At 72.4% G+C, this 25,996-nt stretch carries 26 protein-coding genes, 2 pseudogenes and 1 riboswitch; of the genes and pseudogenes, 19 read left to right on the forward strand and 9 right to left on the reverse strand.

What is annotated here, in order from left to right; translation table 11 throughout:
- A pseudogene (locus AB0L74_RS08850) lies at nucleotides 1-94 on the forward strand (carbon monoxide dehydrogenase subunit G); the annotation flags it as partial.
- Here the strand turns inward: AB0L74_RS08850 and AB0L74_RS08855 are convergent.
- The 5 genes and pseudogenes from AB0L74_RS08855 to gcvT form a co-directional block, all read right to left on the reverse strand.
- Nucleotides 92-640 (reverse strand): annotated as a pseudogene (locus tag AB0L74_RS08855) (glycoside hydrolase family 25 protein); the annotation flags it as partial. The pseudogenes AB0L74_RS08850 and AB0L74_RS08855 overlap by 3 nt on opposite strands.
- A 125-nt stretch (nucleotides 641-765) precedes the next feature.
- Nucleotides 766-2,133, reverse strand: coding sequence for an L-serine ammonia-lyase (locus tag AB0L74_RS08860; protein ID WP_365647539.1), 1,368 nt, complete (start codon nucleotides 2,131-2,133; stop codon nucleotides 766-768).
- Nucleotides 2,134-2,235: 102 nt separating this feature from the next.
- A complete protein-coding gene (glyA, locus tag AB0L74_RS08865) occupies nucleotides 2,236-3,498 on the reverse strand; it encodes a serine hydroxymethyltransferase (protein WP_365647542.1) in 1,263 nt (420 codons plus the stop codon).
- Between the two features lie 15 nt (nucleotides 3,499-3,513).
- Complete coding sequence (gene gcvH, locus AB0L74_RS08870; protein ID WP_365647545.1) at nucleotides 3,514-3,891, reverse strand: glycine cleavage system protein GcvH; 378 nt, start codon at nucleotides 3,889-3,891, stop codon at nucleotides 3,514-3,516.
- A 115-nt stretch (nucleotides 3,892-4,006) separates the two neighbouring features.
- Complete coding sequence (gcvT, locus tag AB0L74_RS08875) at nucleotides 4,007-5,140, reverse strand: glycine cleavage system aminomethyltransferase GcvT (protein ID WP_365647548.1); 1,134 nt, start codon at nucleotides 5,138-5,140, stop codon at nucleotides 4,007-4,009.
- Between the two features lie 151 nt (nucleotides 5,141-5,291).
- Nucleotides 5,292-5,387: riboswitch (glycine riboswitch) on the reverse strand.
- Between the two features lie 177 nt (nucleotides 5,388-5,564).
- Here gcvT and AB0L74_RS08880 point away from each other — a divergent pair.
- The 10 genes from AB0L74_RS08880 to AB0L74_RS08925 all read left to right on the forward strand — a co-directional run bounded on the left by AB0L74_RS08880 (nucleotide 5,565) and on the right by AB0L74_RS08925 (nucleotide 16,753).
- Nucleotides 5,565-6,233, forward strand: a complete 669-nt coding sequence (locus AB0L74_RS08880) for an AAA family ATPase (RefSeq protein WP_365647551.1) — start codon at nucleotides 5,565-5,567, stop codon at nucleotides 6,231-6,233.
- A 122-nt stretch (nucleotides 6,234-6,355) separates the two neighbouring features.
- The gene (locus tag AB0L74_RS08885) at nucleotides 6,356-7,150 is read left to right on the forward strand and encodes an enhanced serine sensitivity protein SseB (protein WP_365647554.1); all 795 of its coding nucleotides are present in this window, start codon (nucleotides 6,356-6,358) and stop codon (nucleotides 7,148-7,150) included.
- Nucleotides 7,151-7,254: 104 nt separating this feature from the next.
- On the forward strand, nucleotides 7,255-8,052 hold the full coding sequence (locus tag AB0L74_RS08890) for an enhanced serine sensitivity protein SseB C-terminal domain-containing protein (protein WP_365647557.1): 798 nt from the start codon (nucleotides 7,255-7,257) through the stop codon (nucleotides 8,050-8,052).
- A 672-nt stretch (nucleotides 8,053-8,724) separates the two neighbouring features.
- Nucleotides 8,725-9,732: an ABC transporter permease gene (locus tag AB0L74_RS08895; protein WP_365647560.1), complete on the forward strand. Its 1,008-nt coding sequence runs from the start codon at nucleotides 8,725-8,727 to the stop codon at nucleotides 9,730-9,732.
- 70 nt (nucleotides 9,733-9,802) lie between these two features.
- Nucleotides 9,803-11,596: an ABC transporter substrate-binding protein gene (locus tag AB0L74_RS08900; RefSeq protein ID WP_365647563.1), complete on the forward strand. Its 1,794-nt coding sequence runs from the start codon at nucleotides 9,803-9,805 to the stop codon at nucleotides 11,594-11,596.
- Between the two features lie 106 nt (nucleotides 11,597-11,702).
- Nucleotides 11,703-12,701, forward strand: coding sequence for an ABC transporter permease (locus tag AB0L74_RS08905; RefSeq protein ID WP_365647566.1), 999 nt, complete (start codon nucleotides 11,703-11,705; stop codon nucleotides 12,699-12,701).
- Nucleotides 12,698-13,795, forward strand: a complete 1,098-nt coding sequence (locus AB0L74_RS08910; RefSeq protein WP_365647569.1) for an ABC transporter ATP-binding protein — start codon at nucleotides 12,698-12,700, stop codon at nucleotides 13,793-13,795. Before AB0L74_RS08905 ends, AB0L74_RS08910 begins: the two co-directional genes overlap by 4 nt.
- 23 nt (nucleotides 13,796-13,818) lie before the next feature.
- Entirely contained in the window at nucleotides 13,819-15,081 is a 1,263-nt protein-coding gene (locus AB0L74_RS08915) for a dipeptide ABC transporter ATP-binding protein (RefSeq protein WP_365648164.1), read from the forward strand.
- A gap of 78 nt (nucleotides 15,082-15,159) precedes the next feature.
- Nucleotides 15,160-15,816 (forward strand): trimeric intracellular cation channel family protein, encoded by a 657-nt coding sequence (locus tag AB0L74_RS08920; protein WP_365647572.1) that lies wholly within the window; start codon nucleotides 15,160-15,162, stop codon nucleotides 15,814-15,816.
- Between the two features lie 70 nt (nucleotides 15,817-15,886).
- Nucleotides 15,887-16,753, forward strand: a complete 867-nt coding sequence (locus AB0L74_RS08925; RefSeq protein WP_365647575.1) for a thioesterase family protein — start codon at nucleotides 15,887-15,889, stop codon at nucleotides 16,751-16,753.
- A 59-nt stretch (nucleotides 16,754-16,812) separates the two neighbouring features.
- On the opposite strand, the gene AB0L74_RS08930 is transcribed toward AB0L74_RS08925, so the two are convergent.
- Nucleotides 16,813-17,439 (reverse strand): TetR family transcriptional regulator, encoded by a 627-nt coding sequence (locus tag AB0L74_RS08930; protein ID WP_365647577.1) that lies wholly within the window; start codon nucleotides 17,437-17,439, stop codon nucleotides 16,813-16,815.
- Between the two features lie 113 nt (nucleotides 17,440-17,552).
- Here AB0L74_RS08930 and AB0L74_RS08935 point away from each other — a divergent pair, with 113 nt between their 5' ends.
- From AB0L74_RS08935 to AB0L74_RS08945, 3 genes are all read left to right on the forward strand, one after another.
- A complete protein-coding gene (locus tag AB0L74_RS08935; RefSeq protein WP_365647580.1) occupies nucleotides 17,553-17,720 on the forward strand; it encodes a hypothetical protein in 168 nt (55 codons plus the stop codon).
- Between the two features lie 64 nt (nucleotides 17,721-17,784).
- Entirely contained in the window at nucleotides 17,785-18,051 is a 267-nt protein-coding gene (locus AB0L74_RS08940) for a DUF4190 domain-containing protein (protein WP_365647583.1), read from the forward strand.
- A gap of 233 nt (nucleotides 18,052-18,284) precedes the next feature.
- Nucleotides 18,285-19,454, forward strand: coding sequence for a cysteine desulfurase family protein (locus AB0L74_RS08945; RefSeq protein WP_365647585.1), 1,170 nt, complete (start codon nucleotides 18,285-18,287; stop codon nucleotides 19,452-19,454).
- A 68-nt stretch (nucleotides 19,455-19,522) separates the two neighbouring features.
- Here AB0L74_RS08945 and AB0L74_RS08950 read toward each other — a convergent pair whose 3' ends face one another.
- Nucleotides 19,523-20,188: an N-acetylmuramoyl-L-alanine amidase gene (locus tag AB0L74_RS08950; RefSeq protein WP_365647588.1), complete on the reverse strand. Its 666-nt coding sequence runs from the start codon at nucleotides 20,186-20,188 to the stop codon at nucleotides 19,523-19,525.
- Nucleotides 20,189-20,247: 59 nt separating this feature from the next.
- Between AB0L74_RS08950 and mnmA the strand changes: the two genes are divergently transcribed.
- Nucleotides 20,248-21,378: a tRNA 2-thiouridine(34) synthase MnmA gene (gene mnmA, locus AB0L74_RS08955; RefSeq protein WP_365647590.1), complete on the forward strand. Its 1,131-nt coding sequence runs from the start codon at nucleotides 20,248-20,250 to the stop codon at nucleotides 21,376-21,378.
- 85 nt (nucleotides 21,379-21,463) lie between these two features.
- Here mnmA and AB0L74_RS08960 read toward each other — a convergent pair whose 3' ends face one another.
- Both AB0L74_RS08960 and AB0L74_RS08965 read right to left on the reverse strand, forming a co-directional pair.
- Nucleotides 21,464-22,243, reverse strand: a complete 780-nt coding sequence (locus tag AB0L74_RS08960; protein WP_365647593.1) for an alpha/beta fold hydrolase — start codon at nucleotides 22,241-22,243, stop codon at nucleotides 21,464-21,466.
- A gap of 37 nt (nucleotides 22,244-22,280) precedes the next feature.
- The gene (locus AB0L74_RS08965; protein WP_365647596.1) at nucleotides 22,281-22,604 is read right to left on the reverse strand and encodes a DUF427 domain-containing protein; all 324 of its coding nucleotides are present in this window, start codon (nucleotides 22,602-22,604) and stop codon (nucleotides 22,281-22,283) included.
- Nucleotides 22,605-22,711: 107 nt separating this feature from the next.
- Between AB0L74_RS08965 and AB0L74_RS08970 the strand changes: the two genes are divergently transcribed.
- The 4 genes from AB0L74_RS08970 (at nucleotide 22,712) to AB0L74_RS08985 (ending at nucleotide 25,994) form a co-directional block, all read left to right on the forward strand.
- Nucleotides 22,712-23,518, forward strand: coding sequence for a class I SAM-dependent methyltransferase (locus AB0L74_RS08970; protein WP_365647598.1), 807 nt, complete (start codon nucleotides 22,712-22,714; stop codon nucleotides 23,516-23,518).
- Nucleotides 23,515-24,054 carry a TIGR00730 family Rossman fold protein gene (locus AB0L74_RS08975; RefSeq protein WP_365647601.1) on the forward strand — a complete coding sequence of 180 codons (540 nt, stop codon included), beginning with the start codon at nucleotides 23,515-23,517 and terminating at the stop codon, nucleotides 24,052-24,054. Before AB0L74_RS08970 ends, AB0L74_RS08975 begins: the two co-directional genes overlap by 4 nt.
- A gap of 24 nt (nucleotides 24,055-24,078) precedes the next feature.
- Nucleotides 24,079-24,768 carry an SDR family oxidoreductase gene (locus AB0L74_RS08980; RefSeq protein ID WP_365647604.1) on the forward strand — a complete coding sequence of 230 codons (690 nt, stop codon included), beginning with the start codon at nucleotides 24,079-24,081 and terminating at the stop codon, nucleotides 24,766-24,768.
- 218 nt (nucleotides 24,769-24,986) lie between these two features.
- A complete protein-coding gene (locus tag AB0L74_RS08985; protein ID WP_365647607.1) occupies nucleotides 24,987-25,994 on the forward strand; it encodes a methionine synthase in 1,008 nt (335 codons plus the stop codon).
- The last annotated feature ends 2 nt before the right edge of the window (nucleotides 25,995-25,996 follow it).

A 25,996-nucleotide genomic window follows, 5' to 3' on the forward strand; every position in this document is an offset into this window, starting at 1 on the left:
CCGGGGCACGGGAGGCCTGTCCCGGCGGGACGACGGCACGTACGCCGTCGAGGCCGAGGCCACCGAGGCGCGCGGCACCGGCGCGGTCCGGCTCGGCCCACTTCCGCAGCGCCGCCTTGCTCGCGAAGTCGGCGACGTTCTTGTCCAGCGGGTCGCTGGTGTACTGGTGGAAGCGCCAGGTGGCCTGGATGCGGGGCTTGCCCGCGGTCACGTAGTCGGCGATCCACAGGGCGTCCCCGGCATAGGACGTGGTGTCGACGTTCAGCCAGAAGTCGCGGTTGCAGTAGAGGACGACCCGGTTGTCCGGCCGCAGCTCCTTCAGCTTCTTGATGAAACGGTCCTTCTCGGAGTTGCTCGCGTGCGTGCCCTCGCTGGTCCGCTCCCAGTCGACGGCGAGGAGGTCACCGGGCCTGTCGGGGGCCTTGCCGACGAAGTACTCGGCCTGGGCGGTCAGGTTGCCCGGCCACAGGAAGTGGTAGAAGCCGACCACCATCCCGGCGTCGCGGGCGCGCTGGGTCTGCGCACCGAGCCGGGGGTTGACGTAGGAGCGGCCCTCGGTCGCCTTGACGAAGACGAACGAGAGGCCGTCGGTGTCGTACGAGGAGGACTGATAGGCGCTCACATCGATGCCGTGCAGCATGGGAACTCCCGAAAGGGACCGAACCGGCTGGGAGTTGGGTTATGCCCCGGCGCCGCGCGGTCGATCCTCCGCTGAAACGGAATCGCCCGTTCACTGGGTGGCTCCGGTGGTCCAGCGGCGCGCGGTCAGCACTCGATGATGTTGACCGCGAGCCCGCCCCGCGCCGTCTCCTTGTACTTCACCGACATGTCGGCGCCGGTGTCCTTCATGGTCTTGATGACCTTGTCCAGCGACACCTTGTGCGTGCCGTCGCCGCGCATCGCCATCCGCGCCGCCGTGACCGCCTTGACCGCGGCCATGCCGTTGCGCTCGATGCACGGGATCTGGACCAGACCGCCGACCGGGTCGCAGGTCAGGCCCAGGTTGTGCTCCATGCCGATCTCGGCGGCGTTCTCCACCTGTTCCGGGGTGCCGCCCAGCACCTCGGCCAGCGCCCCCGCCGCCATCGAGCAGGCCGAGCCGACCTCGCCCTGGCAGCCGACCTCGGCGCCGGAGATGGAGGCGTTCTCCTTGAAGAGCATGCCGATCGCGCCGGCGGCCAGCAGGAAGCGGACCACGCCGTCCTCGTCCGCGCCGGGCACGAAGTTCATGTAGTAGTGCAGGACCGCCGGGATGATGCCGGCCGCCCCGTTCGTCGGGGCGGTGACGACCCGGCCGCCCGCCGCGTTCTCCTCGTTCACCGCCATCGCGTAGAGCGTGATCCACTCCATCGCGTGGGCCGCCGCGTCGCCCTCCGCGCGCAACTGGCGGGCGGTGACGGCGGCGCGCCGGCGCACCTTCAGGCCGCCGGGCAGGATGCCCTCGCGGGACATGCCGCGCGCCACGCACTCCCGCATCACCCGCCAGATCTCCAGCAGGCCCGCGCGGATCTCCTCCTCCGTGCGCCAGGCCCGCTCGTTCTCCAGCATCAGCGAGGAGATGGACAGGCCCGTCTCCTTGGTCAGGCGCAGCAGCTCGTCCCCCGTGCGGAAGGGGTACTTCAGGACCGTGTCGTCCAGCTTGATGCGGTCCGCGCCCACCGCGTCCTCGTCGACGACGAAGCCGCCGCCCACCGAGTAGTACGTCTTGGCCAGCAGCTCGGCCCCGGAGGCGTCGTACGCCCACAGGGTCATGCCGTTGGCGTGGTAGGGGAGGGCCTTGCGGCGGTGGAGGATCATGTCCGCGTCGAAGTCGAACGCGATCTCCCGCTCGCCGAGGAGGTTCAGACGGCCGCCGGCCTTGATCGCCTCCACCCGCTCGTCGGCCGTCTCCACGTCCACCGTGCGCGGCGAGTCGCCCTCCAGTCCCAGCAGCACCGCCTTGGGGGTGCCGTGGCCGTGGCCGGTCGCGCCCAGGGAGCCGTACAGCTCCGCGCGCACGGTGGCGACGGAGCCCGTGAGGCCCTCGTTGCGCAGCCGCCGGGCGAACATGCGCGCCGCGCGCATCGGGCCGACCGTGTGGGAGCTGGACGGGCCGATGCCGATCGAGAACAGGTCGAAGACCGAGATGGCCACGGGAACTCCTCAAGACGGGGGTGGTGCACAGGGGGCGGGCGCCGCGCCCGCTCGTGGCGGGCACGGCGCCCAGGGGCCGGGGGTCCGGCCCCTTCGCCGGTCCTACTCGCCCGGACCGGCGTAGAGCGGGTGCTTGCCGGCCAGGGCCTTGACCCGGGCGCCCAGCGCCGCGGCGTCGTAGGACGGCTTCAGCGCCTCGGCGATCACGTCCGCGACCTCGGCGAAGTCCTCGGCCGTGAAACCGCGGGTGGCCAGCGCCGGGGTGCCGATCCGCAGACCCGAGGTCACCATCGGCGGGCGGGGGTCGTTCGGGACGGCGTTGCGGTTGACCGTGATGCCGATCTCGTGGAGGCGGTCCTCGGCCTGCCGGCCGTCCAGCTCGGAGTCGCGCAGGTCGACCAGGACCAGGTGGACGTCCGTGCCGCCGGTCAGCACCGAGACGCCCGCCGCCTTCACGTCGTCCCGCACCAGGCGCTCGGCCAGGATGCGGGCGCCTTCCAGCGTACGACGCTGCCGCTCCTTGAAGTCCTCGCTCGCGGCGACCTTGAAGGCGACCGCCTTGGCGGCGATCACATGCTCCAGCGGGCCGCCCTGCTGACCGGGGAAGACCGCGGAGTTGATCTTCTTGGCGAGCTCGGCCGTGGAGAGGATCACACCGCCGCGCGGGCCGCCCAGCGTCTTGTGGGTGGTGGTGGTGACCACATGGGCGTGCGGCACCGGGTTGGGGTGCAGCCCGGCCGCCACCAGGCCGGCGAAGTGCGCCATGTCGACCATGAGGTACGCGCCGACCTCGTCGGCGACCTTGCGGAACGCGGCGAAGTCCAGCTGCCGGGGGTAGGCCGACCAGCCCGCCACGATCAGCTTGGGCCGGTGCTCCCGCGCCAGCCGCTCGACCTCGGCCATGTCGACCAGGCCGTCGTCGCCGACGTGGTAGGCGACGACGTCGTACAGCTTGCCGGAGAAGTTGATCTTCATGCCGTGGGTCAGGTGCCCGCCGTGGGCGAGGTCCAGACCCATGATCGTGTCGCCCGGCTTGAGCAGCGCGAACATCGCGGCGGCGTTGGCCTGGGCGCCCGAGTGCGGCTGCACGTTGGCGTGCTCGGCGCCGAACAGCGCCTTGACGCGGTCGATGGCGATCTGCTCGACCACGTCGACGTGCTCGCAGCCGCCGTAGTAGCGGCGGCCCGGGTAGCCCTCGGCGTACTTGTTGGTCAGGACCGAGCCCTGCGCCTCCATGACCGCGACCGGGGCGAAGTTCTCCGAGGCGATCATCTCGAGGGTGGACTGCTGGCGGTACAGCTCGGCGTCGACCGCGGCGGCGACGTCGGGGTCGAGCTCGTGCAGGGGCGTGTTCAGAAGCGACATACGGTCCACTGCCCCTCAGCCGGCGACGAAGGCGGTGTACTCGTCCGCGGAGAGCAGGTCGGCCGGCTCCCCGGCGACGCGCACCTTGAACAGCCAGCCGCCCTCGAAGGGCGCGGAGTTCACCAGCGACGGGTCGTTGACGACGTCCTCGTTGATCTCGGTGACCTCGCCGGAGACGGGGGAGTACAGGTCGGACACCGACTTGGTCGACTCCAGCTCGCCGCAGGTCTCACCCGCGGACACGGTGTCGCCGACCTCGGGGAGCTGGACGAACACGACGTCGCCGAGCGCGTTGGCCGCGTGCTCCGTGATGCCGACCGTCGAGACGCCGTCCTCGGCGGCCGACAGCCACTCGTGCTCCTTGCTGTAGCGCAGCTGCTGGGGGTTGCTCATGGCCTGAATTCTCCTGTACGCGAGGGAGTGCTGGTGACGGGGGGACTGCTGGGACCGCTGTGACCAGCGGAAATGTGCGCGGCGTCACGCCGGGCGGCCGATGGCCGCCCGGCGGCTACTTCCGGCGCTTGTAGAACGGCAGCGCCACGACCTCGTACGGCTCGTGGGTGCCCCGGATGTCCACGCCGACGCCGGCGGTGCCCGGCGCCGCGTGCGCCGCGTCGACGTACGCCATCGCGATCGGCTTGCCCAGGGTGGGGGAGGGGGCGCCGGAGGTGACCTCGCCGATCACCTCGCCGCCGGCGACGACCGCGTACCCCGCGCGCGGCACCCGGCGGCCCTGGGCGACCAGGCCGACCAGGACGCGCGGCGGGTTTTGCTCGGCGCGGGCGGCGGCCTCGGTGAGCGCCTCGCGCCCCACGAAGTCGCCGTCCTTCTCGAACTTCACCACCCGGCCGAGCCCGGCGTCGAAGGGCGTCAGGGAGGTGGTCAGCTCGTGTCCGTACAGCGGCATGCCCGCCTCCAGGCGCAGCGTGTCCCGGCAGGACAGGCCGCACGGGATCAGGCCGACGCCCCCGCCCGCCTCGGTCAGCGCCTGCCACAGCTCCACCGCGTGCTCCGGCCTGACGAACAGCTCGAAGCCGTCCTCGCCGGTGTAACCGGTGCGCGCGATCAGGGCGGGCACGCCCGCGACCGTGCCGGGCAGCCCGGCGTAGTACTTCAGCCCGTCCAGGTCGGCGTCGGCCAGCGACTTCAGGATGCCCGGGGACTGCGGACCCTGGACCGCGATCAGCGCGTACGCGTCCCGGTCGTCGCGGACCTCGGCGTCGAAGCCGGCGGCGCGCTCGGTGAGGGCGTCCAGCACCACCTGGGCGTTGGAGGCGTTGGCGACCACCATGTACTCGGTCTCGGCGAGCCGGTAGACGATCAGGTCGTCCAGGATGCCGCCGTCCTCGCGGCAGACCATGGTGTAGCGGGCGCGGCCCGGCTTGACCGCGCCGATGTCGCCGACCAGGGCGTAGTCCAGCAGGGCGGCCGCCTGCGGGCCGGTCACCGTGATCTCGCCCATGTGCGACAGGTCGAAGAGACCGGCCCGGGTGCGCACGGCGTTGTGCTCGTCACGCTCGGAGCCGTAGCGCAGCGGCATGTCCCAGCCGGCGAAGTCGGTCATCGTCGCCCCCAGCGCGCGATGGACGGCGTCGAGCGCGGTGCGGCGCAGCGGGGACACAGAGGATTCGGTACTGCTCATCGGTCGGTCGTCTCCCAAGTACACGACAGGCGAGGTCATTCCTCCCCATCTGTCATCGGAACCTGAGAGGTTCGCCATGACCACACACGTGGCCCTGGCTTGCACCTTGGGTGGGACCACCGCACGGCGGCGGCCCGCTTTTCAGATGTGCCTCGCCCGCGCGGTAACGGGGCCTGAGAGATTCAAGGGAGGGACTTGCTCCTTCGGCGCCCCAGCCCGAGGCTGGGAACTCTCCCGCGCGGATTCAAACGGCCGGTATGCAGTTGGCGCGCTCATCATCGCACGCCTCGCCCGATCGCGGCAGGCCGCCATCTGTAACCGGTCCGTGGCACTACGCGCACGAAAACGCGAGGACCGCTGATTACCTTCTCTTTACACTCGAGGGGGAGGGAACTCGTGAACCGCCCCAGGGGAGACGATCACGGTGAACAGGACCACGGCGTACGCCACGACCTCGGGCCTCGCGCTGCCCGGGCAACCCTCCACCCCGGCCCCGGAGGCGTGCGGCCCGCTGCCCGCGCCGGTCGTCCGTGACCTGCGCGACCGGGCGGGCCGCAGCCCGCACGCGCTTCTCTTCGGGCCCCGCGACCTCGTCGTGGTCACCGGCCTGCCCGGCAGCGGCAAGTCCACGCTGATGCGCCGCACCGTGCGCGGCCGGCGGGTGGACTCCCAGGACACCCGCGACCGCTGGGACCGACGCATGCCCCGCTTCCTGCCCTACGCCGTCTACCGCCCCCTGGTCCGCCTCGCCCACTACGCCGGGCTGCGCCGCGCGCTGCGTTCCGGCGAGGGAGTGGTCGTGCACGACTGCGGCACCCAGTCGTGGGTGCGCGCCTGGCTGGCCCGCGAGGCCCGGCGCCGGGGCGGCACCCTGCACGTGCTGCTGCTCGACGTCGGTCCCGACGAGGCGCTGGCCGGGCAGCGCGACCGCGGCCGCGGGGTCTCCCGCTACGCCTTCCGCCGCCACCGCGCGGCCACCGCCCGCCTGCGGCGCGCCGCGCTGCGGGGCGACCTGCCCCTCGGCTGCGCCTCGGCGGTGCTGCTGGACCGGGCCGCGGCCGACGCGCTGCGCCGGATCGGCTTCACGGGCTGAGCGCGCCGGAGGCCCGGCACGCCGTCCGGCCCGGCGGGTCTCCGGCCGCCCCCGCTGCCCGTACGGCCGGACGGGTTAGCCTTTTCAGCCACAGCAGTGGCTTCGGACCAGGCGGTAGGCAGATGGACTTCCCGGCGGGTTTCTCCGCGGACTTCCCGGCGCAGGCGCACCCCCATTCGCACGGCGGATGGCCCGGCAACGAGCTGGAGGAGGTGCTGTCGGCCGCGCTCGGCGCCGGCCCGTCGGCGAATGGGCGGATCGTCGAGGTGCTGGGCCGCAGCTTCCTGTGGGTGCCGCTGCCGAACGGCGGCGGCCCGCACAGCGGTCCCCTGGACCTGCCCGCGCTGGAGATCGAGGGCCAGGCGTACGTCCCGGTCTTCAGCTCCGAGGAGCAGTTCCGCCAGGTCGCCGGCGCGCACATGTCGTACACCATCGCCCCCGCCGTGGAGTTCGCCCGCGGGCTGCCGCCGCAGGTGGGCATCGCCGTCAACCCCGGCGGCGTGGTCGGCGTCCCGCTGCCGCCGCCCGCCGTGGCCGAGTTGTGCCGGGCCGGGCGGACCCCGCTGGACGGGGCCGCGAGCGGCGGCCGGGTCCGCCTCTTCGAACCCGACTGGCAGGACGACCCGGTCGACTTCCTCACCGCGGCCTCCGGCGAGTTCGACGCCACCGGCGTCGTCCGCACCGCCCGCCGCTGCCTGGCCGCCGTCGAGACCGCCGATCCGGTGATGTTCGTCGGCGTCGAGCTGACCCACTGGGAGGGCGACGCGCGCGCGGTCCCGCTCGACGCCCTCGGCCGGGCCCTGGGCAAGGTGCCGGTGACGTGGCCGGTCAACCTGGTCCTGCTGGAGGCAGCCCAGGACCCCGTGTGCGACTGGATGCGGGAGAAGGTCCAGCCCTTCTACCAGAGGGGACGGTGAGCGGCCGGACCGACGGCGCCGCACGCTGAACGGTCCTCCCCCGGGACCGCATAACCTGGTTTCATAGCGCGGTCGAGGGTGTTGCACGAAGGGGCGGTAGAAGAGTGAGCGCGAGCGGCACGGCCGCGGCCGGCCAGGTCGAGCACATGCTGCGCCAGGTGACGCCCGGGCGCTACGACGCCTACGAGGCGCTGCTGCGCGCCCTCGCCACCCCCGGCTCCGGCCAGGTATGGATGCTGCTGTGGCACGGTCAGGCCGGCGCGGCGGACGCCCAGTACGCGGGCATGCAGGTCGACGGCTACGGCTACGCGCCCTGCGTCACCTCCGCCCAGGAACTCTCGGCCAGCGGCTGGAACCGCTCCTACGAGGTGGTCGACGGCCTGGAGGTGGCCCGCGCCCTCTACCCCGACCACTACGGACTCTGGCTCAATCCGCACGCCCCCGGCGGCGGCGTCGGCATCCCCTGGCTGGACCTGCGCCGGATCGCCATCGGCCTGGAGCGGCAGCCCGCCGGACCGCTGCGCCTGTCCGAACCGGCCATCGAACTCCCGCAGTTCTACGCGCTGCTCGCGCAGAACGCCCACCGCACCCCGGCGATCCGCTCGCTGCGCCGCGCCTGGGTGCAGCCGGCGCTCGGGGCGCCGTACCTCGCCATCGGCCTCGACGTGTACGACGCCTCCCCGGCCGCCGTGGACTCGGTGCGGGCGATGATGCGGCAGTCGATCGGCGCGGTCCCGGACGGACTCCCGGTGTCGACCGTGGCGATGTCCGACGCGCACGACCCGGTGGCGCTGTGGCTGCGCGCCAACGCCCGCCCCTTCTACGACCGGGAGGCCCATGTGGCCCCCGCCCAGGCCCCGGCCGCCGGCTACGGCTACCCGCCGGCCCCCGGCCGCCCCTGACCGGCCCCGGCGGCTCCTGAGCAGGGCCGGGCCCCGCCCGGTCCGCTTCCGGAGACGGCGGCAGAGGCTCTCGCGGAGACCGGCCGCTCCCGTGCGGACCCGGTGGCTCCCGTACGCTCGGCCCCTCCCGGACAGACCCGGCCGCTTCCGGCGGCCTTCGGCACGCTCCCGTGCGGACCCGGCCGCCTCCGGGCAGCCCCCGGGAGCTCCCGTGCGGACCCGGCCGCTTCCGATTGACGCCCGGCCGCTTCTGGACCGCCCGGAGCCGGGATCCACCCCCGACCGCCCGGAGCCGGGATCCACCCCCGACCGCCCGGAGCCGGGACCCACCCCCGACCGGCCGCCGCCGGAGCGGCGACCGTTCCATGAACGGCCCGCCGCGCGCGCCACGGGGTGGATCTTCGCGCGTAGAGGCGGGCGGAAGACGCCGGTCTACCCCCGATGCCCCGATTCACCCGCGTCCGGCCCCCGCTACCCGCCGTCCGGATAACGGAAGCCCTCTGACAGCATCACGGTTGCGCATCCTTTCCCCGCCAAGGCTGGCAACTGATCGCCTAAGCGTTGAAGACTCCCGCACCAAGGGGCGTTCGCCCCTGTGTACGACGGACTGACCACGCCGCTACAGCGGCAAGTGCGGGCCGGCTACCGCCGGTTGAGAGGGGTCCCTGCCAGATGACGGCACCATTGCACGAGCCGACCGCGGAAGCGGCCCCGAGTGCGGCTGAGGAAGCGGCGGCAGCCGGCGCCGAGGCGAAGGCCGTCCAGGGCCGCTCCCTGGGGCGGATCGCCTGGGAGCGCCTGAAGCGGGACAAGCTCGCCCTCGCGGGCGGCATCGTGGTCCTCTTCCTCGTCGTGGTCGCGCTGCTCGCACCGGTGATCACGAGTCTGGTCGGGCAGGACCCCGAGACGCACCACGAGGATCTGATCGACCCGCTGTTCGGCACGCCCATCGGATCCTTCGGAGGCATCAGCGGCGAGCATCTGCTGGGCGTCGAGCCGGTCAACGGCCGTGACATCTTCGCCCGGATCGTCTACGGCGCCCGGATCTCGCTGCTCGTCGGCTTCCTGTCGGCGGTCGTCGCGGTGGTCCTCGGCACCGTCCTGGGCATCCTGGCGGGCTTCTTCGGCGGCTGGGTGGACTCCCTCATCAGCCGGGTCATGGACGGCCTGCTCGCCTTCCCCCAGCTGCTGTTCATCATCGCGCTGGTCTCCGTCATGCCGAACCAGATGCTGGGGCTCACCGGCACGGGCGTGCGCGTGTTCGTGATGATCCTGGTCATCGGGTTCTTCGGCTGGCCGTACATCGGGCGCGTGGTACGCGGCCAGACCATTTCGATGCGAGAGCGCGAGTACGTGGAGGCGGCCCGGTCGCTGGGCGCGGGGCGGTTCTACATCCTGTTCAAGGAGCTGCTGCCCAACCTGGTCGCGCCCATCATCGTGTACACGACCATGATGATCCCCACCAACATCCTCACCGAGGCGGCACTCAGCTTCCTGGGCGTGGGCGTCAAGCCGCCCACGGCCTCCTGGGGGCAGATGCTTTCGAGCGCGATCGACTACTACGACTCGGATCCCCTGTACATGGTGATCCCGGGTGTGGCGATCTTCGTCACCGTTCTTGCCTTCAACCTCTTCGGCGACGGCGTGCGCGACGCGCTGGACCCGAAGGGCTCCCGCTGAACCGCCGTACCGCAAGCGACCCGTGGCACCGCGCACGGGGTCTCTCATCTAATCCGGAGGATCCGAGATCGTGACTACCCAACGCACCTCAGGGCGGCGCAAGCAGGCCATGGCCGCTGCCGCCGTGGTCGCCGCGCTGCTGACCACGGCGGCGTGCGGCGGCGGCGACGGCGACAGCGGCGGTTCGAAGAACGGCGCGGCCGGCTTCGACGCCGCGAACAACAAGGTCGCCCAGGCCTCGCTGGCCAAGAAGGGCGGCACCCTGAAGTTCGCGGGCGCCCAGGACGCCGACTCGTGGGACACCACGCGCGGTTACTACGGCTTCATGTGGAACTTCGCGCGCTACTACAGCCGCCAGCTCGTCACGAACAAGACGGAGCCGGGCAAGGCCGGCGCCGAGCTGACCCCGGACCTCGCCACCGGTCTCGCCAAGATCAGTGACGACGGCAAGACCTACACCTACACGCTGCGCGACGGCATCACCTGGGAGGACGGCCAGCCGATCACCTCCAAGGACATCAAGTACGGCATCGAGCGGGTCTGGGCGCAGGACGTGCTCTCCGGCGGTCCGACGTACCTGAAGGACGTGCTGGACCCCGAGGGCGAGTACTCCGGTCCGTACAAGGACAAGTCCAAGGACAAGCTCGGCCTGAAGGCCATCGAGACGCCGGACGACAAGACCATCGTCTTCAAGCTGCCGAGGCCCAACTCGGACTTCGAGGAGATGCTGGCGCTGACCTCCGCCTCCCCGGTCCGCCAGGACAAGGACACCAAGTCCAAGTACGGGCTGCGCCCGTTCTCCTCGGGCCCGTACAAGTTCCAGTCCTACAACCCGGGCAAGGACCTCACGCTGGTCCGCAACACCGAGTGGAAGCAGTCCTCGGACCCGGTCCGCAAGGCGTACCCGGACAAGATCACGGTCAAGTTCTTCTCCAACGCCAACGACATGGACGCCCGGCTCATCGCGGGCGACTACGACCTGGACATCATGCAGACCGGCATGTCGCCCCAGGGCCGCACCACCGCCCTGAAGCAGCACAAGGAGAACCTGGACAACCCGATCTCCGGCTACATCCGGTACGCGGTCCTCGCGCAGAACGTGAAGCCGTTCGACAACATCCACTGCCGCAAGGCGGTTCTCTACGGCGCCGACCACGTCTCCCTCCAGACCGCGCGCGGCGGCCCCGTCGCCGGCGGCGCGATCGGCACCAACATGCTGCCGCCGTCCGTCCCCGGCGCCGAGGGCCAGAAGTACGACCCGTACGAGATGGCCGGCGCCAACAAGAACGGCAACGTCGCCAAGGCCAAGGAGGAGCTGAAGGCCTGCGGCAAGCCCGACGGGTTCAAGACCACCATCGCGGTCCGCAACAACAAGCCGGTCGAGGTGGCCACGGCCGAATCGCTCCAGGCGTCGCTGAAGAAGGTCGGCATCGACGTCGAGATCGACCAGTACGACGGCGCGCAGAACTCCAGCGTCGTCGGCAGCCCTTCGAACGTGAAGAAGAAGGGCTACGGCGTCATCATCATGGGCTGGGGCCCTGACTTCCCGTCCGTCCAGGGCTTCGGCTGGCCGCTGTGGCACAGCAAGGCCATCCTGGAGAGCGCCAACAACAACTACGCGCTCATCAAGGACAAGGCGATCGACGGCCTCTTCGAGGATTACGTCAACACGCTGGATGAGGCGGGCAAGACGAAGATCGCCACGGAGATCAACCACAAGGTGATGGAGGGCGCGTACTACCTGCCCTTCGTCTTCGAGCGGTTCATCAACTGGCGCTCGGACCGGTTGGCGAACGTCTACACCACCGACGCGTACAGCGGTCAGTACGACTTCGTCAACCTCGGTCTGAAGTCCGCGAAGTAACCGGCACACCCGCCGTACGGCACGAAAGGCAGGTGAAGGCCGGCGCGGCGTGACCGCGGGCCCCGGAAGACCTCCGGGGCCCGCGGTCCGCGGCGGGCCGTTAGCTGTGCTCGCTTACCTCATCAGGCGGTTGTTCGCCGCCGTAGTGATGCTCGTGGTCATCATCATGGTGGTCTTCAGCATCTTCTTCCTCATTCCCAAATGGGCGGGCGTCGACGTCGCCCTGAGCTTCGTGGGCAAGCAGGCCGACCCCGCCGCCGTCGAGGCCGTGCGGGTGAAGCTGGGGCTGGGCGAACCGGTCTACGTCCAGGTCTGGGAGTTCTTCAAGGGCATCTTCGCGGGCCGCACCTACGCGGCCGGCGGCGACGTCACGCACTGCTCCGCGCCGTGCTTCGGCTACTCCTTCCGCAGCGAACAGGCCATCTGGCCGGTGCTGACCGACCGCTTCCCGGTGACCCTGGGGCTGGCGCTCGGCGCGGCCGTGCTGTGGCTGGTCTTCGGCCTGGCCGCGGGTGTGCTCTCCGCTCTGAAGCGGGGCAGCCTCTGGGACCGGGGCGCGATGATCGTCGCCCTCGCGGGTGTCTCCCTGCCCATCTACTTCACCGGTCTGCTCAGCCTGGCGGTCTTCTCCTACGGGCTGGGCTGGCTCGACGCGCAGTACGTACCGCTGGGGGACAGCTTCACCGGCTGGCTCGGCGGCATGATCCTGCCCTGGATCACCCTCGCCTTCCTCTACGCGGCGATGTACGCCCGCATCACCCGCGCCACCATGCTGGAGATCCTCGGTGAGGACTACATCCGCACCGCCCGCGCCAAGGGCCTGCGGGAGCCGGTGGTCATCCGCAAGCACGCCATGCGCTCGACGATGACGCCCATCCTCACCATGCTCGGCATGGACCTGGGCGCGCTCATCGGCGGTGCGATCCTGACCGAGACCACGTTCAGCCTGCCCGGCCTCGGCCAGGCGGTCCTCAACGCGATCAAGAACCAGGACCTGCCCGTCATCCTGGGCGTCACCCTGATCACTTCTCTCGCGGTGCTCATCGCCAACCTCGTGGTGGACGTCCTGTACGCCGTGATCGACCCCCGAGTGAGGCTCTCATGACCGAACTCAGCAAGACCGGAGCGGCCGTGGGCGAGCCCACCGTGGCGTCCCCCGCCCCCACCGCCTTCCTGGAAGTGCGCGATCTGAAGGTGCACTTCCCGACCGACGACGGCCTGGTCAAGTCCGTCGACGGGCTCAGCTTCCAGCTGGAGCGGGGCAAGACGCTCGGCATCGTGGGCGAGTCGGGCTCCGGCAAGTCGGTGACCTCGCTCGGCATCATGGGCCTGCACACCGCCGGCCAGTACGGCAAGCGCAAGGCGCGGATCTCCGGCGAGATCTGGCTGGACGGCACCGAGCTGCTGTCCGCCGACCCGGACCACGTCCGCAAGCTGCGCGGCCGCGAGATGGCGATGATCTTCCAGGACCCGCTGTCCGCGCTGCACCCGTACTACACGATCGGCCAGCAGATCGTGGAGGCGTACCGCATCCACCACGACGTCGACAAGAAGACCGCCAAGCGCCGCGCGGTCGAGATGCTCGACCGGGTGGGCATCCCGCAGCCGGACAAGCGCGTCGACAACTACCCGCACGAGTTCTCCGGCGGTATGCGCCAGCGCGCGATGATCGCGATGTCACTGGTCAACAACCCCGAGCTGCTCATCGCGGACGAGCCGACCACCGCCCTGGACGTGACCGTCCAGGCGCAGATCCTCGACCTCATCCGGGATCTCCAGAAGGAGTTCGGCTCCGCGGTCATCGTCATCACCCACGACCTGGGCGTCGTCGCCGAGCTCGCCGACGACATCCTGGTGATGTACGGCGGCCGCTGCGTCGAGCGCGGCCCGGCCGACAAGGTGTTCTACGAGCCGCGCCACCCCTACACCTGGGGCCTGCTCGGCTCGATGCCCCGGCTCGACCGCGACCAGCAGGAACGCCTCATCCCGGTCAAGGGCTCCCCGCCCTCCCTCATCAACGTCCCCTCCGGCTGCGCCTTCAACCCGCGCTGCCCGTACGCGGACGTGCCCAAGGACAACGTCACCCGCACGGTCCGGCCGGAGCTGGCCGAGGTCGGCAGCCGGCACTGGGCCGCCTGCCACATGACCAAGGAGCAGCGGGAGCGTATCTGGACCGAAGAGATTGCGCCGAAGCTGTGAGCGAGAACGCCAAGGACGAAGCAGTGGCCATCCCCGCACCAAGTGACGGCGCACGACGCGAGGGTGTGCGCGGCGACGGCGACATCCTGCTGAAGGTGACCGGGCTCCAGAAGCACTTCCCGATCAAGAAGGGCCTGCTCCAGCGGCAGGTCGGGGCGGTGCACGCGGTCGACGGCATCGACTTCGAGGTCCGGGCCGGCGAGACCCTGGGCGTCGTCGGCGAGTCCGGCTGCGGCAAGTCGACCATGGGCCGGCTGATCACCCGGCTGCTGGAGCCGACCGGCGGCACCGTCGAGTTCGAGGGCAAGGACATCACCCACCTCGGCGTGAGCGGGATGCGCCCGCTGCGCCGCGATGTGCAGATGATCTTCCAGGACCCGTACTCGTCGCTGAACCCGCGCCACACCATCGGCACGATCATCGGCGCCCCCTTCCGGCTCCAGGGCGTCGAGCCCGAGGGCGGGATCAAGAAGGAGGTGCAGCGGCTGCTGTCGGTGGTCGGGCTCAACCCCGAGCACTACAACCGCTACCCGCACGAGTTCTCCGGCGGCCAGCGCCAGCGCATCGGCATCGCCCGCGCGCTCGCGCTCAACCCCAAGCTCGTCGTGGCCGACGAGCCGGTCTCCGCGCTGGACGTGTCGATCCAGGCACAGGTGGTGAACCTGCTGGACGACCTCCAGGAGGAGCTCGGCCTGACGTACGTGATCATCGCGCACGACCTGTCGGTCGTCCGGCACGTGTCGGACCGGATCGCGGTGATGTACCTCGGCAAGATCGTGGAGCTGGCCGACCGCGACCAGCTCTACAAGGCGCCGATGCACCCGTACACCAAGGCCCTGCTCTCGGCGGTGCCGATCCCGGACCCGGCGCGCAGGTCGGCCAAGAGCGAGCGGATCCTGCTCAAGGGCGACGTCCCCTCGCCGATCTCCCCGCCGAGCGGCTGCCGCTTCCACACCCGGTGCTGGAAGGCGACGGAGATCTGCAAGACCACCGAGCCGCCGCTGGCGGAGCTGCGGCCCGGCCAGCGGGTGGCCTGCCACCACCCGGAGAACTTCGCGGACCAGGCCCCGCAGGACACGGTCCTGCTGTCGGCCGCCAAGGAGGCGGCGGAGCTGGTGTCTCAGGAGGCGCTGGCCCAGTCGGCGGCGACGTCGGCGGCGGTGGCCGCGGAGGTGCGGGCCGCCGCGGAGACCGGGGCGGCGGACCCCGGGGCGACGGCCTCCGAGGCGCCGGACTCGCAGGGGACCCCCGCCGAGGAGCCCGGCAAGAAGTCCACGGGTACCTGACAGGGACGCTCCGACCGCTCAGCGAGCCCCCGCCTTCGTTTGCAAGGCGGGGGTCCGTCGGCAGGTGAGAATGGCAGGGTGCTCCAGCAACTCTTCAGCCCGTCCGTCCAGCACACGCTCGACCTGATCGGCATCTTCGTCTTCGCGATCTCCGGCGCGCTGCTGGCCGTCCGCAAGAACTTCGACGTGTTCGGCATCGCCGTCCTCGCCGAGGTCACCGCGCTCGGCGGCGGGTTGTTCCGGGACCTGATCATCGGTGCCGTACCGCCGGCGGCCTTCACGGACCTCGGGTACTTCGTCACCCCGCTGCTCGCCGCGACCCTGGTCTTCTTCCTCCACCCGCACGTGGAGCGCATCCAGGCCGGGGTCAACGTCTTCGACGCGGCGGGCCTCGGCCTGTTCTGCGTGGCCGGGACGACCAAGGCGTACGAGTACGGACTGGGCCTGACCGCCTCCGCCTGCCTGGGCCTGGCGACCGCGGTGGGCGGCGGCGTCCTGCGCGACGTGCTCGCCAACGAGGTGCCGTCGCTGCTGCGCTGGGACCGCGACCTGTACGCCGTCCCGGCGATCGTCGGCGCCGCCATGGTCGCGCTGTGCATCCGCTACGACGCGCTCACCCCGCTGACCAGCGGTCTGGCGGTGGTCACCGCCTTCGTCCTGCGTCTGCTCGCCATGCGGTTCCACTGGCGGGCCCCGCGGGCGTGGAACCGGCGGTCGGCGGCGCGGGAGGAATAGGGCGGGCCGTGCGGTCGTGGCCCTGGCCTGAAAGCTACCGCTTAGTAGTTTGCTGTTGTACCGTTCAGCCATGTCAGAAGCAGCCTCCGCGCCGGCCGCGCGGGCCAGGATCGGCGACAGCGAGTTCGACCGCGACACCGCCGTCACCCGGCGCGAACCCGGGGTCTACGACATCGGCCTCTCGGCCGGCTGGACGATCATCAACGCCGTCAACGGCGGTTATCTGCTGGCCGTCCTGGGCCGCGCGCTCGGGGACGCCCTGCCGCACCCGGATCCGTTCACCGTCTCGGCCCACTACCTGACCCCCTCCCGGCCGGGTCCCGCAGTCGTCCGCACCGAGGTCGTGCGCACCGGCCGGACCCTGTCCACCGGGCAGGCGTCGCTCTTCCAGTACGACGACGAGGGGCGGGAGGTCGAGCGCATCCGCGTCCTGGCCTCCTACGGCGACCTGGACGCGCTGCCCGACGACGTGCGGACGGCCGCCAAGCCGCCCGCCATCCCGCCGATCGAGCGGTGCTTCGGCCCCGACGACGCTCCCGCCGCCGCCCCCGTCCCCGGCAGCAACGCCATCGCCGACCGGCTGATGCTCAAGCTGGACCCGGCCACGCTGGGCTGGGCGCTCGGGCAGCCCTCGGGCAAGGGCGAGATGCGGGCCTGGTTCGGGCTGGCCGACGGCCGGGACGCCGACCCCCTCGCGCTGCTCCTGGCGGTGGACGCCCTGCCCCCGACCGCCTTCGAGCTGGGGCTGAGCGGCTGGGTGCCCACGGTGGAGCTGACCGTGCACGTGCGGTGCCGTCCGGCCCCGGGGCCGCTCCGGGTCTCGGTCACCACCCGCAATCTCGCCGGCGGCTTCCTGGAGGAGGACGCCGAGGTGTGGGACAGCGCCGACCGGCTGGTGGCGCAGTCCCGCCAGCTGGCCCGCGCCAGGCTCGGCTGACCCGCACCCGGGCCCGGCCGCCCGCGCCGGGCCCGGTGGCCAGGGCCGATCAGAGCCGATCAGTCCAGCCAGTGGCGGCGGCCGATGCCGATCAGGCGCAGTTGGCGGGCCGCGACCCGGGTGACGCGCGCCCGCTCCTCCTCGGAGGCGTCCAGGGTCTCCAGGAAGAGGGACGCCGCCATCAGCATCTGGTCGACGTAGAGCCCCGCGAGCATCAGCAGATCGTCGTCGTCCCAGCCCGCCGACACCGGGTCCTGCGCCAGCCCCGCCCTCACCTCCTCGGTGAAGCGGGCCAGTTGGGACCGGATGGCCTCACGCACCGGCCGCACCCCGCCATGCCGCTCCCGCGCGATGAAACGGACGTGGGCGGGACAGGCGCGTACATGGCCGGCGACCAACTCGACCGCGCGGGCGATGCGTTCCTCGCCGTCACCCGTCGTCGACACCATGGTGCGGATCACCGGGTGCAGGCTGCCCAGCGCCTCCTCGACCAGCGCCACCCCGAGGTCCGCCGTGGAGTGGAAGTGGCGGTAGAACGCGGTCGGCGCGACGCCCACGGCGCGCGTGACCTCGCGCAGGCCCAGGCTGCTCAGGCTCTGCTCCTCCAGCAGCCCGAGCGCCGCGTCCAGGAGCGCCCGCCGGGTCTTCTGCTTCTGGGCCTGCCGGATGCCGAGGGTGTGACTCATGCCATGCAGTTAACAACTGTTCTCTGGAATTGAGAAGCCATCAGGAACGCTAGGCTGGGAAGTCAGTGAACAAGTGTAGCCACAGTCGTTCACCGAACTTGGGGGTCCCGATCATGCTGTTCCTCGTCGCGGCGCTCCTGCTCCTCGGCGTGGTGCTGGGCACCGTGGCCCACGCGCCGCTCCCCTTCTCCGTCGCCGCGGGCGTCGTCATCGCCGTCTGGCTCGCCGTCTTCGCCGTCCGTGAGCGGCACGGACGCCGCCGCGGCACACCCGCCCGCTGACGCCGCCGCCCGCCGGCGGCCTCGCCCGGCACGACCGCCCTCCACCCGACGGGAGCCGACCACCATGCGCTTCACCGCACCGGCCCGCCGCTCCACCGGTCTGCGCGACGCCGACGGCATGGCCGTCGCGTCCTTCGTCCTGGGCCTGCTCGGCCTGCTCGTCCTCAACGTGATCCTCGGGCCCGTCGCCATCGCCCTGGCCGCCGCGGCCCTGTGGCGGGGCACCGCCCGCCGCGGCCGGGCCGCCCTGGGCCTGGGCCTGGGCGTCGCGGACCTGCTCGTCCTGATCGCGTTCATGCGGGCGGACCAGACGCTCTCGTGGAGCTTCTGACCGGACGGCCCCCTGAGCGTCCGGCCGCGCCGGGGCACCGCGGCCCGCACCGCCGCCCGGACCCGGCCCGCACCGCCGCCCGGACCCGGCCCGCACCGCCGCCCGGACCCGGCCCGCACCGCCGCCCGGACCCGGCCCGCACCGCCGCCCGGACCGCGCACGCTCCCGGCCCGGGTCCTTGCCCAACCGTGACCTGAGGCCCGCCGGGAACGCCCCGTAGAATCGGCCTCACCATGGCTTACCTCGACCACGCCGCGACCACCCCGATGCTTCCCGAGGCAGTCGAGGCACTCGCCGCGCACCTGAGCGTCACCGGCAACGCCTCCTCCCTCCACGCATCCGGCCGCCGGGCCCGCCGCACGGTCGAGGAGGCCCGGGAAACCCTCGCCGAAGCCCTCGGCGCCCGCCCCAGCGAGATCGTCTTCACCTCCGGCGGCACCGAGGCGGACAACCTCGCCGTCAAGGGCCTGTACTGGGCCCGGCGCGCCGCCGACCCGGCCCGCACCCGCGTCCTGGCCGGCCCCGTCGAGCACCACGCCGTCCTGGACGCCGTCCACTGGCTCGCCGAGCACGAGGGCGCCACGGTCGAGTACCTGCCCGTCGACGGCCACGGCCGCGTCCACCCCGAGGCCCTGCGCGAAGCCATCGCCCGCGACCCCGACGACGTCGCCCTGGCCACCGTCATGTGGGCGAACAACGAGATCGGCACGGTCATGCCGGTCCGGGAACTGGCGGACGTCGCGCGGGAATTCGACGTTCCGCTGCACGCCGACGCCGTCCAGGCCGTGGGTCAGCTCCCGGTCGACTTCACCGCCTCCGGGCTCACCGCGATGACCGTGTCCGGCCACAAGATCGGCGGGCCGTACGGGATCGGCGCGCTGGTCCTCGGCCGCGAGTACAGCCCCGTCCCCGTCCTGCACGGCGGCGGCCAGGAGCGCCACGTCCGCTCGGGCACCCTGGACGTACCGGCCATCGCCTCCTTCGCGGTCGCCGGCCGTCTCGCCGTCGAGCGGCGCGCCTGGTTCACCCGCGAGATCGGCGCCCTGCGCGACGACCTGATCGCCGCGGTCCGCGCCGCCGTCCCGGACGCGATCCTCGGCGGGGACCCGTCCCCCGAGGGCCGCCTGCCCGCCAACGCCCACTTCACCTTCCCCGGCTGCGAGGGCGACTCGCTGCTGCTCCTGCTCGACGCCCAGGGCATCGAGTGCTCCACCGGCTCCGCCTGCACCGCGGGCGTCGCCCAGCCCAGCCATGTCCTGCTGGCCACCGGCACCGACCCCGACCTGGCCCGCGGCACCCTCCGCTTCTCCCTCGGCCACACCTCCACCAAGGCCGACGTCGACGCGGTCGCCCAGGCCATCGGCCCGGCGGTGGAGCGGGCCCGGGCGGCGGGACTGAGCTGAGGGAGCCGGCTGACCCGAGGGGCCGCTGAGGGGCGCTGAGGAGCCGCCCCCGGAGGCCCGCCCACCGCTCAGGCGTGTGCCGTAGCCGCGCGCCGCACCAGCCGCAGATACCGGTCCCAGTCCCAGTGCGGGCCCGGATCGGTGTGGTCGGTGCCCGGCACCTCCACATGCCCGATGATGTGCTCGCGGTCCACCGGGATGCCGTACCGCGCGCAGATCCCCGCCGTCAGCCGCGCCGAGGCGGTGTACATCGCGTCCGTGAAGTCCTCCGGCCGGTCCACGAACCCCTCGTGCTCGATGCCGATGCTGCGCTCGTTGTAGGCGCGGTTGCCCGCGTGGTACGCCACGTCCAGCTCGCGGATCATCTGCGTGACCCGGCCGTCCTGGCCGACGATGTAGTGCGTGGCCGCCTGGTGCGCCGGGTTCTGGAAGGCCCGCACCGCGCCGGCGAAGCTGCCCTGGGTGACATGGACGACCACCATGTCTATGCCGTAGTCGTCGGGCCGGTCCGCGCGCCGCCAGTTGGCGTCCGACGCCGCCACCCAGCGGGCGCCGGCGTAGTCCACCTCGCCCTCCTTGCGCGGCTTGACGACACCGGGCGCCCGCCACCACAGACGGCCCAGCTCGTCCCGCGCCAGCACCGCCGTGCCCGCGGCCGCCACCGCCCCGCCGACCAGCAGAGCCCGCCGCCCGATGCGCCGGTCCCCGTCCCTCGATGCCTGTCTCGCGCCCATGTGTGCGTGAACGCGTACTCGGCCGCCGCGGTTCCCGCGCCCCGTACCCTGGAGGGGTTATGACTGACACCCCGCAGCGCACCCGCCCCCTCCGTGTCCTGGCCGCCATGTCCGGCGGCGTCGACTCCGCCGTCGCCGCCGCCCGCGCGGCCGAGGCGGGCCACGACGTGACCGGCGTCCACCTCGCGCTCTCCGCGAACCCGCAGTCGTTCCGCACCGGCGCGCGGGGCTGCTGCACCGTCGAGGACTCGCGCGACGCCCGCCGTGCCGCGGACGTCATCGGCATCCCGTTCTACGTGTGGGACCTCGCCGACCGCTTCCGCGAGGACGTCGTCGAGGACTTCGTCGCCGAGTACGAGGCCGGGCGCACCCCGAACCCGTGCCTGCGCTGCAACGAGAAGATCAAGTTCGCCGCGCTGCTGGACAAGGCCCTCGCCCTGGGCTTCGACGCCGTCTGCACCGGCCACTACGCCAAGGTGATCGTGAACGAGGACGGCACCCGCGAGCTGCACCGCGCCTCCGACCTGGCCAAGGACCAGTCCTATGTGCTGGGCGTGCTGGACGACCGGCAGCTCGCGCACGCGATGTTCCCCCTCGGCGACACGGTCACCACCAAGGAGGAGATCCGCGCGGAGGCCGAGCGGCGGGGCCTGGCGGTGGCCAAGAAGCCCGACTCCCACGACATCTGCTTCATCGCCGACGGCGACACCCAGGGCTTCCTGGCCAGGCGGCTGGGCAAGGCCGAGGGCGACATCGTCGACGAGGCGGGCAACCGGCTCGGCACCCACGAGGGCGCGTACGGCTTCACCATCGGCCAGCGCAAGGGCCTGCGGATCGGCACGCCCGCCCCCGACGGCAAGCCCCGCTACGTCCTCGACATCTCCCCGGTGACCAACACGGTCACGGTCGGCCCGGCGGCCGCCCTGGACGTCACCGCCCTGACCGCGATCAAGCCGCGCTGGTGCGGCTCGGCGCCCACCGGCCCCGGCACCTACACGGCCCAGCTGCGCGCCCACGGCGACGAGACCGAGGTGACCGCCGAGACCGTCGACGGCGAGCTGCGCGTGCGCTTCACCGAGCCGGTGCGCGGCGTGGCGCCCGGCCAGGCGATCGTCCTGTACGACGGCACGCGCGTGGTGGGGTCGGCGACGATCGCGGCCACGCAGCGGGCCACGGCCGGCGCGGCCTGAACCGGCACGGTCCCCGCCGGGTCCGGCGGGGCGTGCCACCGAGCGCCCCGCGCGTGCGCCGTCGGGCCGGCCGCCGGGGGAGCGGTCAGCCGGCCAGGAACTCCGCCAGCACCGGTGCCAGCACCCCCGGCTCCACCATGTGGGTCTGACGCTCCAGCGAGCGGTAGGAGCCCTCCCGGACCGTCCCCGCGACCGTCCGGGCCGCCTCGTGGAACCACCCCGGGCTCGCCTCCCCCGCCAGGGCCAGCACCGGCACGGAGACCGAGGCCAGCAGGGACAGGGGCGGGCGCCCGTCACCGAGGACGGCGTCGTCGTGCGCCAGGCTCGGCGCGAGTCTCTCCAGCCCCGCCCACAGGGGGGCCTGGCGAGCGCCCCGGATGACCTCCTCGCCCAGCCCGGTGTGGCGCAGGAACAGCTCGACCGCGTCCCCGCGGCGGTCCTCCGACAGCGCCCGGTCCAGCTCCCGCGTGTACCGCGCGCGCTCGTCCGCCCGGGCGTCGTCCAGGGCGTAGGGCACCTCGTACACCGCGACCCGGCGCACCGGCAGCCCGCTCGCCGCCGCCCGCAGGGCCAGCGCGCCGCCCGACGAGACGCCGTACAGGGCCGCCTCGCCGCCCGCCGCCTCGATCAGCGCCGCGAGGTCCTCCACCTCGCGCTCCACCGCGTACGGCGGCGTGTCACCGCTCCCGCCGCGGCCCCGCCGGTCGTAGACGACCACGCCGAAACGGTCCGACAACTCCGCGGCCAGCGGCGCCATCGTCGCCCCCGTCGACAACGCACCGCTCACGAGGATCACCACGGGCCCCTGCCCGGTGCGCTCGTAGGCGAGCGGTGTGCCGTCGCGTGAAACAGTCTGCTTCTCCATGCCAGTGCAGACTGCCCCACGGCGCCCGATTAAACGCTCACGACACTTCCACCTCGTAGAAGCACAGGTGGTCCTTGATCTCCGCGACCTCCGGCTCGGGAGCCGGGTACGCCCACACCACGTCGGCGGCGTCCGGCAGCGACCAGTACGACGCGGTGCCCTTGAACGGGCAGTGCGTGCTGGTACCGGACGGGGTGAGCTGGTCGAGCCGCACGTCCTCGGCCGGGATGTAGTAGCGCTCGGGACAGCCCGTCTCCCGCAGCAGCAGGGCCCGGTCGCTCTCGGCCAGGACCTGCCCGCCGTGCACGACGCGTACGTGCCGGCCGCTGGGCTCGACGGTGATGCGGTGTCCTGTGGTCACGATCGCCCTCCTTGGGTAGCCGAGTCCTCCGGTGCAGCGCACTCTGGAGCCGAGTTCTTCCCCGCTTCGCACACCGGCCGATCCGGTGTGCGCCCGCAGGAGGTCCCATGCGAGCCACGCACCCGGCCAGGAACCGCAGCAGCCTCACCCATCAGATCCGCTACGCCCTCGGCCATCCCGGGCGCGTCCCCGCTCACGCCCGGCGGGCCGTGCGCGACGCCCTGCTGCGGCTGCGCTACCGCCACGACCACATCGGCTACTACCGGGCCGTGATGGCCTCCGACACCGCCCGCAGCGCCGAGGCGGCCGTGGGGCACAACCCCTCGCGCGAGCAGTGGGCGCGCATCGGGCGGATGCAGTTCGACTATCTGGTGGGGCACGGGCTGAGGCCGCACCACCGGATGCTGGAGATCGGCTGCGGCAACCTGCGCGCCGGCCGGCTGTTCATCGATCACCTCGACACCGGCCACTACTACGGCATCGACATCTCGCCGCACATCCTGCTCGCCGCGCAGGACACCCTCGTACGGGAGGGGCTCCAGGCCAAGCTGCCCTATCTGGTGCTCGCCGACGACCTCACCTTCTCGTTCCTGCCCGACGGGCACTTCGACGTCGTGCACGCGCACAGCGTGTTCTCCCACTCGCCCCGGCACGTCATCGAGGAGTGCTTCGCCCACGTCGGGCGCGTCCTCGCGCCCGGCGGATTCTTCGACTTCACCTTCGACCGCACGGAGGGGGAGGAGCACCAGGTGCTGCACGAGGACTTCTACTACCGGACGCAGACCCTGGTCGACCTGGCCGCGCGGCACGGCCTGGCGGCCCGCCTCATGGACGACTGGGAGCGGATGCCGCACCGCCAGTCCAAGATCCGGGTGACCGCGCTGCCGGAGCCTGCCCGTACGGTGGGGGCATGAACATCTGCGTCTTCCTCTCCGCCGCCGACCTCGACGACCGCTACACCCGCCCCGCCAGGGAGTTCGCCGAGCTCATGGGCAAAGGCGGGCACACCCTGGTGTGGGGCGGCTCGGACGTCGGGCTGATGAAGGTGGTCGCCGACGGCGTCGAGGAGGCCGGCGGGCAGCTCCTGGGCGTGTCGGTGGAGTTCCTGTCGGACCGGGCGCGCAAGGGCGTCGAGGAGATGGTGGTCGCCCGCGACCTCGCCGAGCGCAAGCGGCTGCTGCTGGAGAAGGCCGACGCCGTGGTGATCATGGTGGGCGGCACCGGCACGCTGGACGAGGCGACCGAGATCCTGGAGCTGAAGAAGCACGGGCACACCGACAAGCCGGTCGTGCTGCTGAACACCGCGGGCTTCTACGACGGGCTCAAGGAGCAGTTCCGCCGCATGGAGGACGAGGGCTTCCTGCCGCGCCCGCTCGCCGAGCTCGTGTTCTTCGCCGAGGAGCCGGTCGGCGCGCTGGCCTACCTGGAGGAGGCGCTCGGCGTCCAGTGAGCCGGTGATGCGAGCATGGCGGGCATGGCTACACATGTGATCACCGGAGCGGGCTCCGGCATCGGCGCGGCCGTGGCCCGCCGCCTGCACGCGCGCGGCGACGACCTCGTGCTGCACGCGCGCGACGCGGCCCGCGCCAAGGAGCTCGCCGCCGGGTTCCCCGGCGCCAAGACCCTGGTGGGCGACCTGGCGGACCCCGGCAAGCTGTCCTGGGCCCTGTCGCACCAGACGCTGCCGGACCGCGTGGACTCCCTGCTCCACATCGCGGGCGTGGTCGACCTCGGCCCGGTCGGCGAGCTGACCCCGAAGAGCTGGCACCGCCAGCTCAACGTCAACCTGATCGCCCCCGCCGAGCTGACCCGCCTGTTCCTGCCCCAGCTCCGCGTCGCCCAGGGCCACGTGGTCTTCGTCAACTCCGGAGCCGGGCTCAGCGCGCACGCCGAGTGGGCGGCGTACGCGGCCTCCAAGCACGGACTGAAGGCGCTGGCCGACGCCCTGCGCCAGGAGGAGCACGGGAACGGGGTCCGTGTGACCTCCGTCTACCCGGGCCGCACCGCCAGCCCCATGCAGGCCAAGGTGCACCAGCAGGAGGGCAAGGAGTACGACCCCGCCCGGTGGATCGACCCCGAGTCGGTGGCCACCGCCATCCTGATGGCCCTGGACCTGCCGAGGGACGCGGAGGTCAATGACCTGACCGTGCGCCCGGGACGGTGACCGGTACCGCCCGCTGAACGCCCGGGGGACCGGCGCCGGGTTCTCCCGGAACCGGCTCCGCCGCCTCCCCGGGCCGCCGCCGGAGCCCTCCCGCGGGCTCCGCACCGGCCACCGGACCGCCCGCCGCCCGGCCCGCCGGGAGGCTCGGGGCGGCCCGGCCGCCGCGCCCCGCGCCACCGTCGTCGAACCTCCCGGGCCGGGTTACGTACTCTTCCGGGGTGAGCGAAAACAGCCAGTTCAGGTTCGGTCCCGCCACCGGCGTCGGGTCCATGCCGGGCGCGGACGCGCGCGAGGCCGTCAAGACCGTCACCGGCACCTTCGAGGACTTCCCGTTCCTGCCCGAGCTGCCCGCCCGCGGGCCCGGCGCCGACATGACCGGACGCAGCGCCGGGATGCTCGTCGAGCTGTACGCGCGCGTGGAGCCCAGCGGCTGGCGGCTCGGCGACCGGCCGGGCCGGGACACCAAGCGGGCCCGCTCCTGGCTCCGCGAGGACCTCGACGCGCTGGAGGAGTACACCCAGGGCTACGAGGGACCGCTGAAGGTGCAGGCGGTCGGCCCCTGGACGCTGGCCGCCGCCCTGGAGCTGAGGAACGGCGAGGCCGTCCTCTCCGACCCCGGCGCCTGCCGCGACCTGGCCGCCTCCCTCGCCGAGGGGCTGCGCCTGCATCTGGCGGAGGTACGGCGCCGCGTCCCCGGGGCACAGGTCGTGCTCCAGCTCGACGAGCCGTCCCTCACCGCCGTCCTGCGCGGCCGGGTGAAGACCGCCAGCGGCTACCGCACCCACCGTGCCGTCGACCGGCAGGCCGTCGAGTCCACGCTGCGCGACGTCGTCGGCGCGCACGGCGGCGGCCCGGTCGTGGTGCACTCCTGCGCCCCCGACGTCCCCTTCGCCCTGCTGCGCCGGGCGGGCGCCGCGGGCGTCTCCTTCGACCTCTCCCTCCTCACCGAGCGTGACGACGAGGCGATCGGCGAGGCGGTGGAGGGCGGCACCCGGCTGCTGGCCGGTGTCGTGCCGGGCACGGACGGCCCATTGTCAGACCCGGCAGGTAGCGTCATGGGGGTCAGGACGCTGTGGCGCAGGCTGGGGCTGCATCCGGGGCTGCTCGCCCGGGCGGTCACGATCACGCCGTCGTGCGGACTCGCGGGCGCGTCCCCCGAGTACGCGCGCCGGGCGCTCGCCCACTGCGTCCGGGCGGCGAGATCCCTCGCGGACAACCCAGAGTAACG

This window comes from Streptomyces sp. NPDC052020 (genome assembly GCF_040680575.1).
In the GTDB taxonomy this organism is placed as follows: Bacteria; Actinomycetota; Actinomycetes; order Streptomycetales; family Streptomycetaceae; genus Streptomyces.

What these genes read in the sequence shown, in the direction of transcription:
- AB0L74_RS08940 (WP_365647583.1), top strand. Translation starts at nt 17,785, where the DNA reads ATGCGCTTCACCGCACCGGCCCGCCGCTCCACCGGTCTGCGCGACGCC.
- AB0L74_RS08950 (WP_365647588.1), bottom strand. Translation starts at nt 20,188, where the DNA reads ATGGGCGCGAGACAGGCATCGAGGGACGGGGACCGGCGCATCGGGCGG.
- AB0L74_RS08975 (WP_365647601.1), top strand. Translation starts at nt 23,515, where the DNA reads ATGAACATCTGCGTCTTCCTCTCCGCCGCCGACCTCGACGACCGCTAC.
- AB0L74_RS08925 (WP_365647575.1), top strand. Translation starts at nt 15,887, where the DNA reads ATGTCAGAAGCAGCCTCCGCGCCGGCCGCGCGGGCCAGGATCGGCGAC.
- AB0L74_RS08980 (WP_365647604.1), top strand. Translation starts at nt 24,079, where the DNA reads ATGGCTACACATGTGATCACCGGAGCGGGCTCCGGCATCGGCGCGGCC.
- AB0L74_RS08910 (WP_365647569.1), top strand. Translation starts at nt 12,698, where the DNA reads ATGACCGAACTCAGCAAGACCGGAGCGGCCGTGGGCGAGCCCACCGTG.
- AB0L74_RS08945 (WP_365647585.1), top strand. Translation starts at nt 18,285, where the DNA reads ATGGCTTACCTCGACCACGCCGCGACCACCCCGATGCTTCCCGAGGCA.
- mnmA (WP_365647590.1), top strand. Translation starts at nt 20,248, where the DNA reads ATGACTGACACCCCGCAGCGCACCCGCCCCCTCCGTGTCCTGGCCGCC.
- AB0L74_RS08885 (WP_365647554.1), top strand. Translation starts at nt 6,356, where the DNA reads ATGGACTTCCCGGCGGGTTTCTCCGCGGACTTCCCGGCGCAGGCGCAC.
- AB0L74_RS08935 (WP_365647580.1), top strand. Translation starts at nt 17,553, where the DNA reads ATGCTGTTCCTCGTCGCGGCGCTCCTGCTCCTCGGCGTGGTGCTGGGC.
- AB0L74_RS08895 (WP_365647560.1), top strand. Translation starts at nt 8,725, where the DNA reads ATGACGGCACCATTGCACGAGCCGACCGCGGAAGCGGCCCCGAGTGCG.
- glyA (WP_365647542.1), bottom strand. Translation starts at nt 3,498, where the DNA reads ATGTCGCTTCTGAACACGCCCCTGCACGAGCTCGACCCCGACGTCGCC.
- AB0L74_RS08970 (WP_365647598.1), top strand. Translation starts at nt 22,712, where the DNA reads ATGCGAGCCACGCACCCGGCCAGGAACCGCAGCAGCCTCACCCATCAG.
- gcvT (WP_365647548.1), bottom strand. Translation starts at nt 5,140, where the DNA reads ATGAGCAGTACCGAATCCTCTGTGTCCCCGCTGCGCCGCACCGCGCTC.
- AB0L74_RS08960 (WP_365647593.1), bottom strand. Translation starts at nt 22,243, where the DNA reads ATGGAGAAGCAGACTGTTTCACGCGACGGCACACCGCTCGCCTACGAG.
- AB0L74_RS08930 (WP_365647577.1), bottom strand. Translation starts at nt 17,439, where the DNA reads ATGAGTCACACCCTCGGCATCCGGCAGGCCCAGAAGCAGAAGACCCGG.
- gcvH (WP_365647545.1), bottom strand. Translation starts at nt 3,891, where the DNA reads ATGAGCAACCCCCAGCAGCTGCGCTACAGCAAGGAGCACGAGTGGCTG.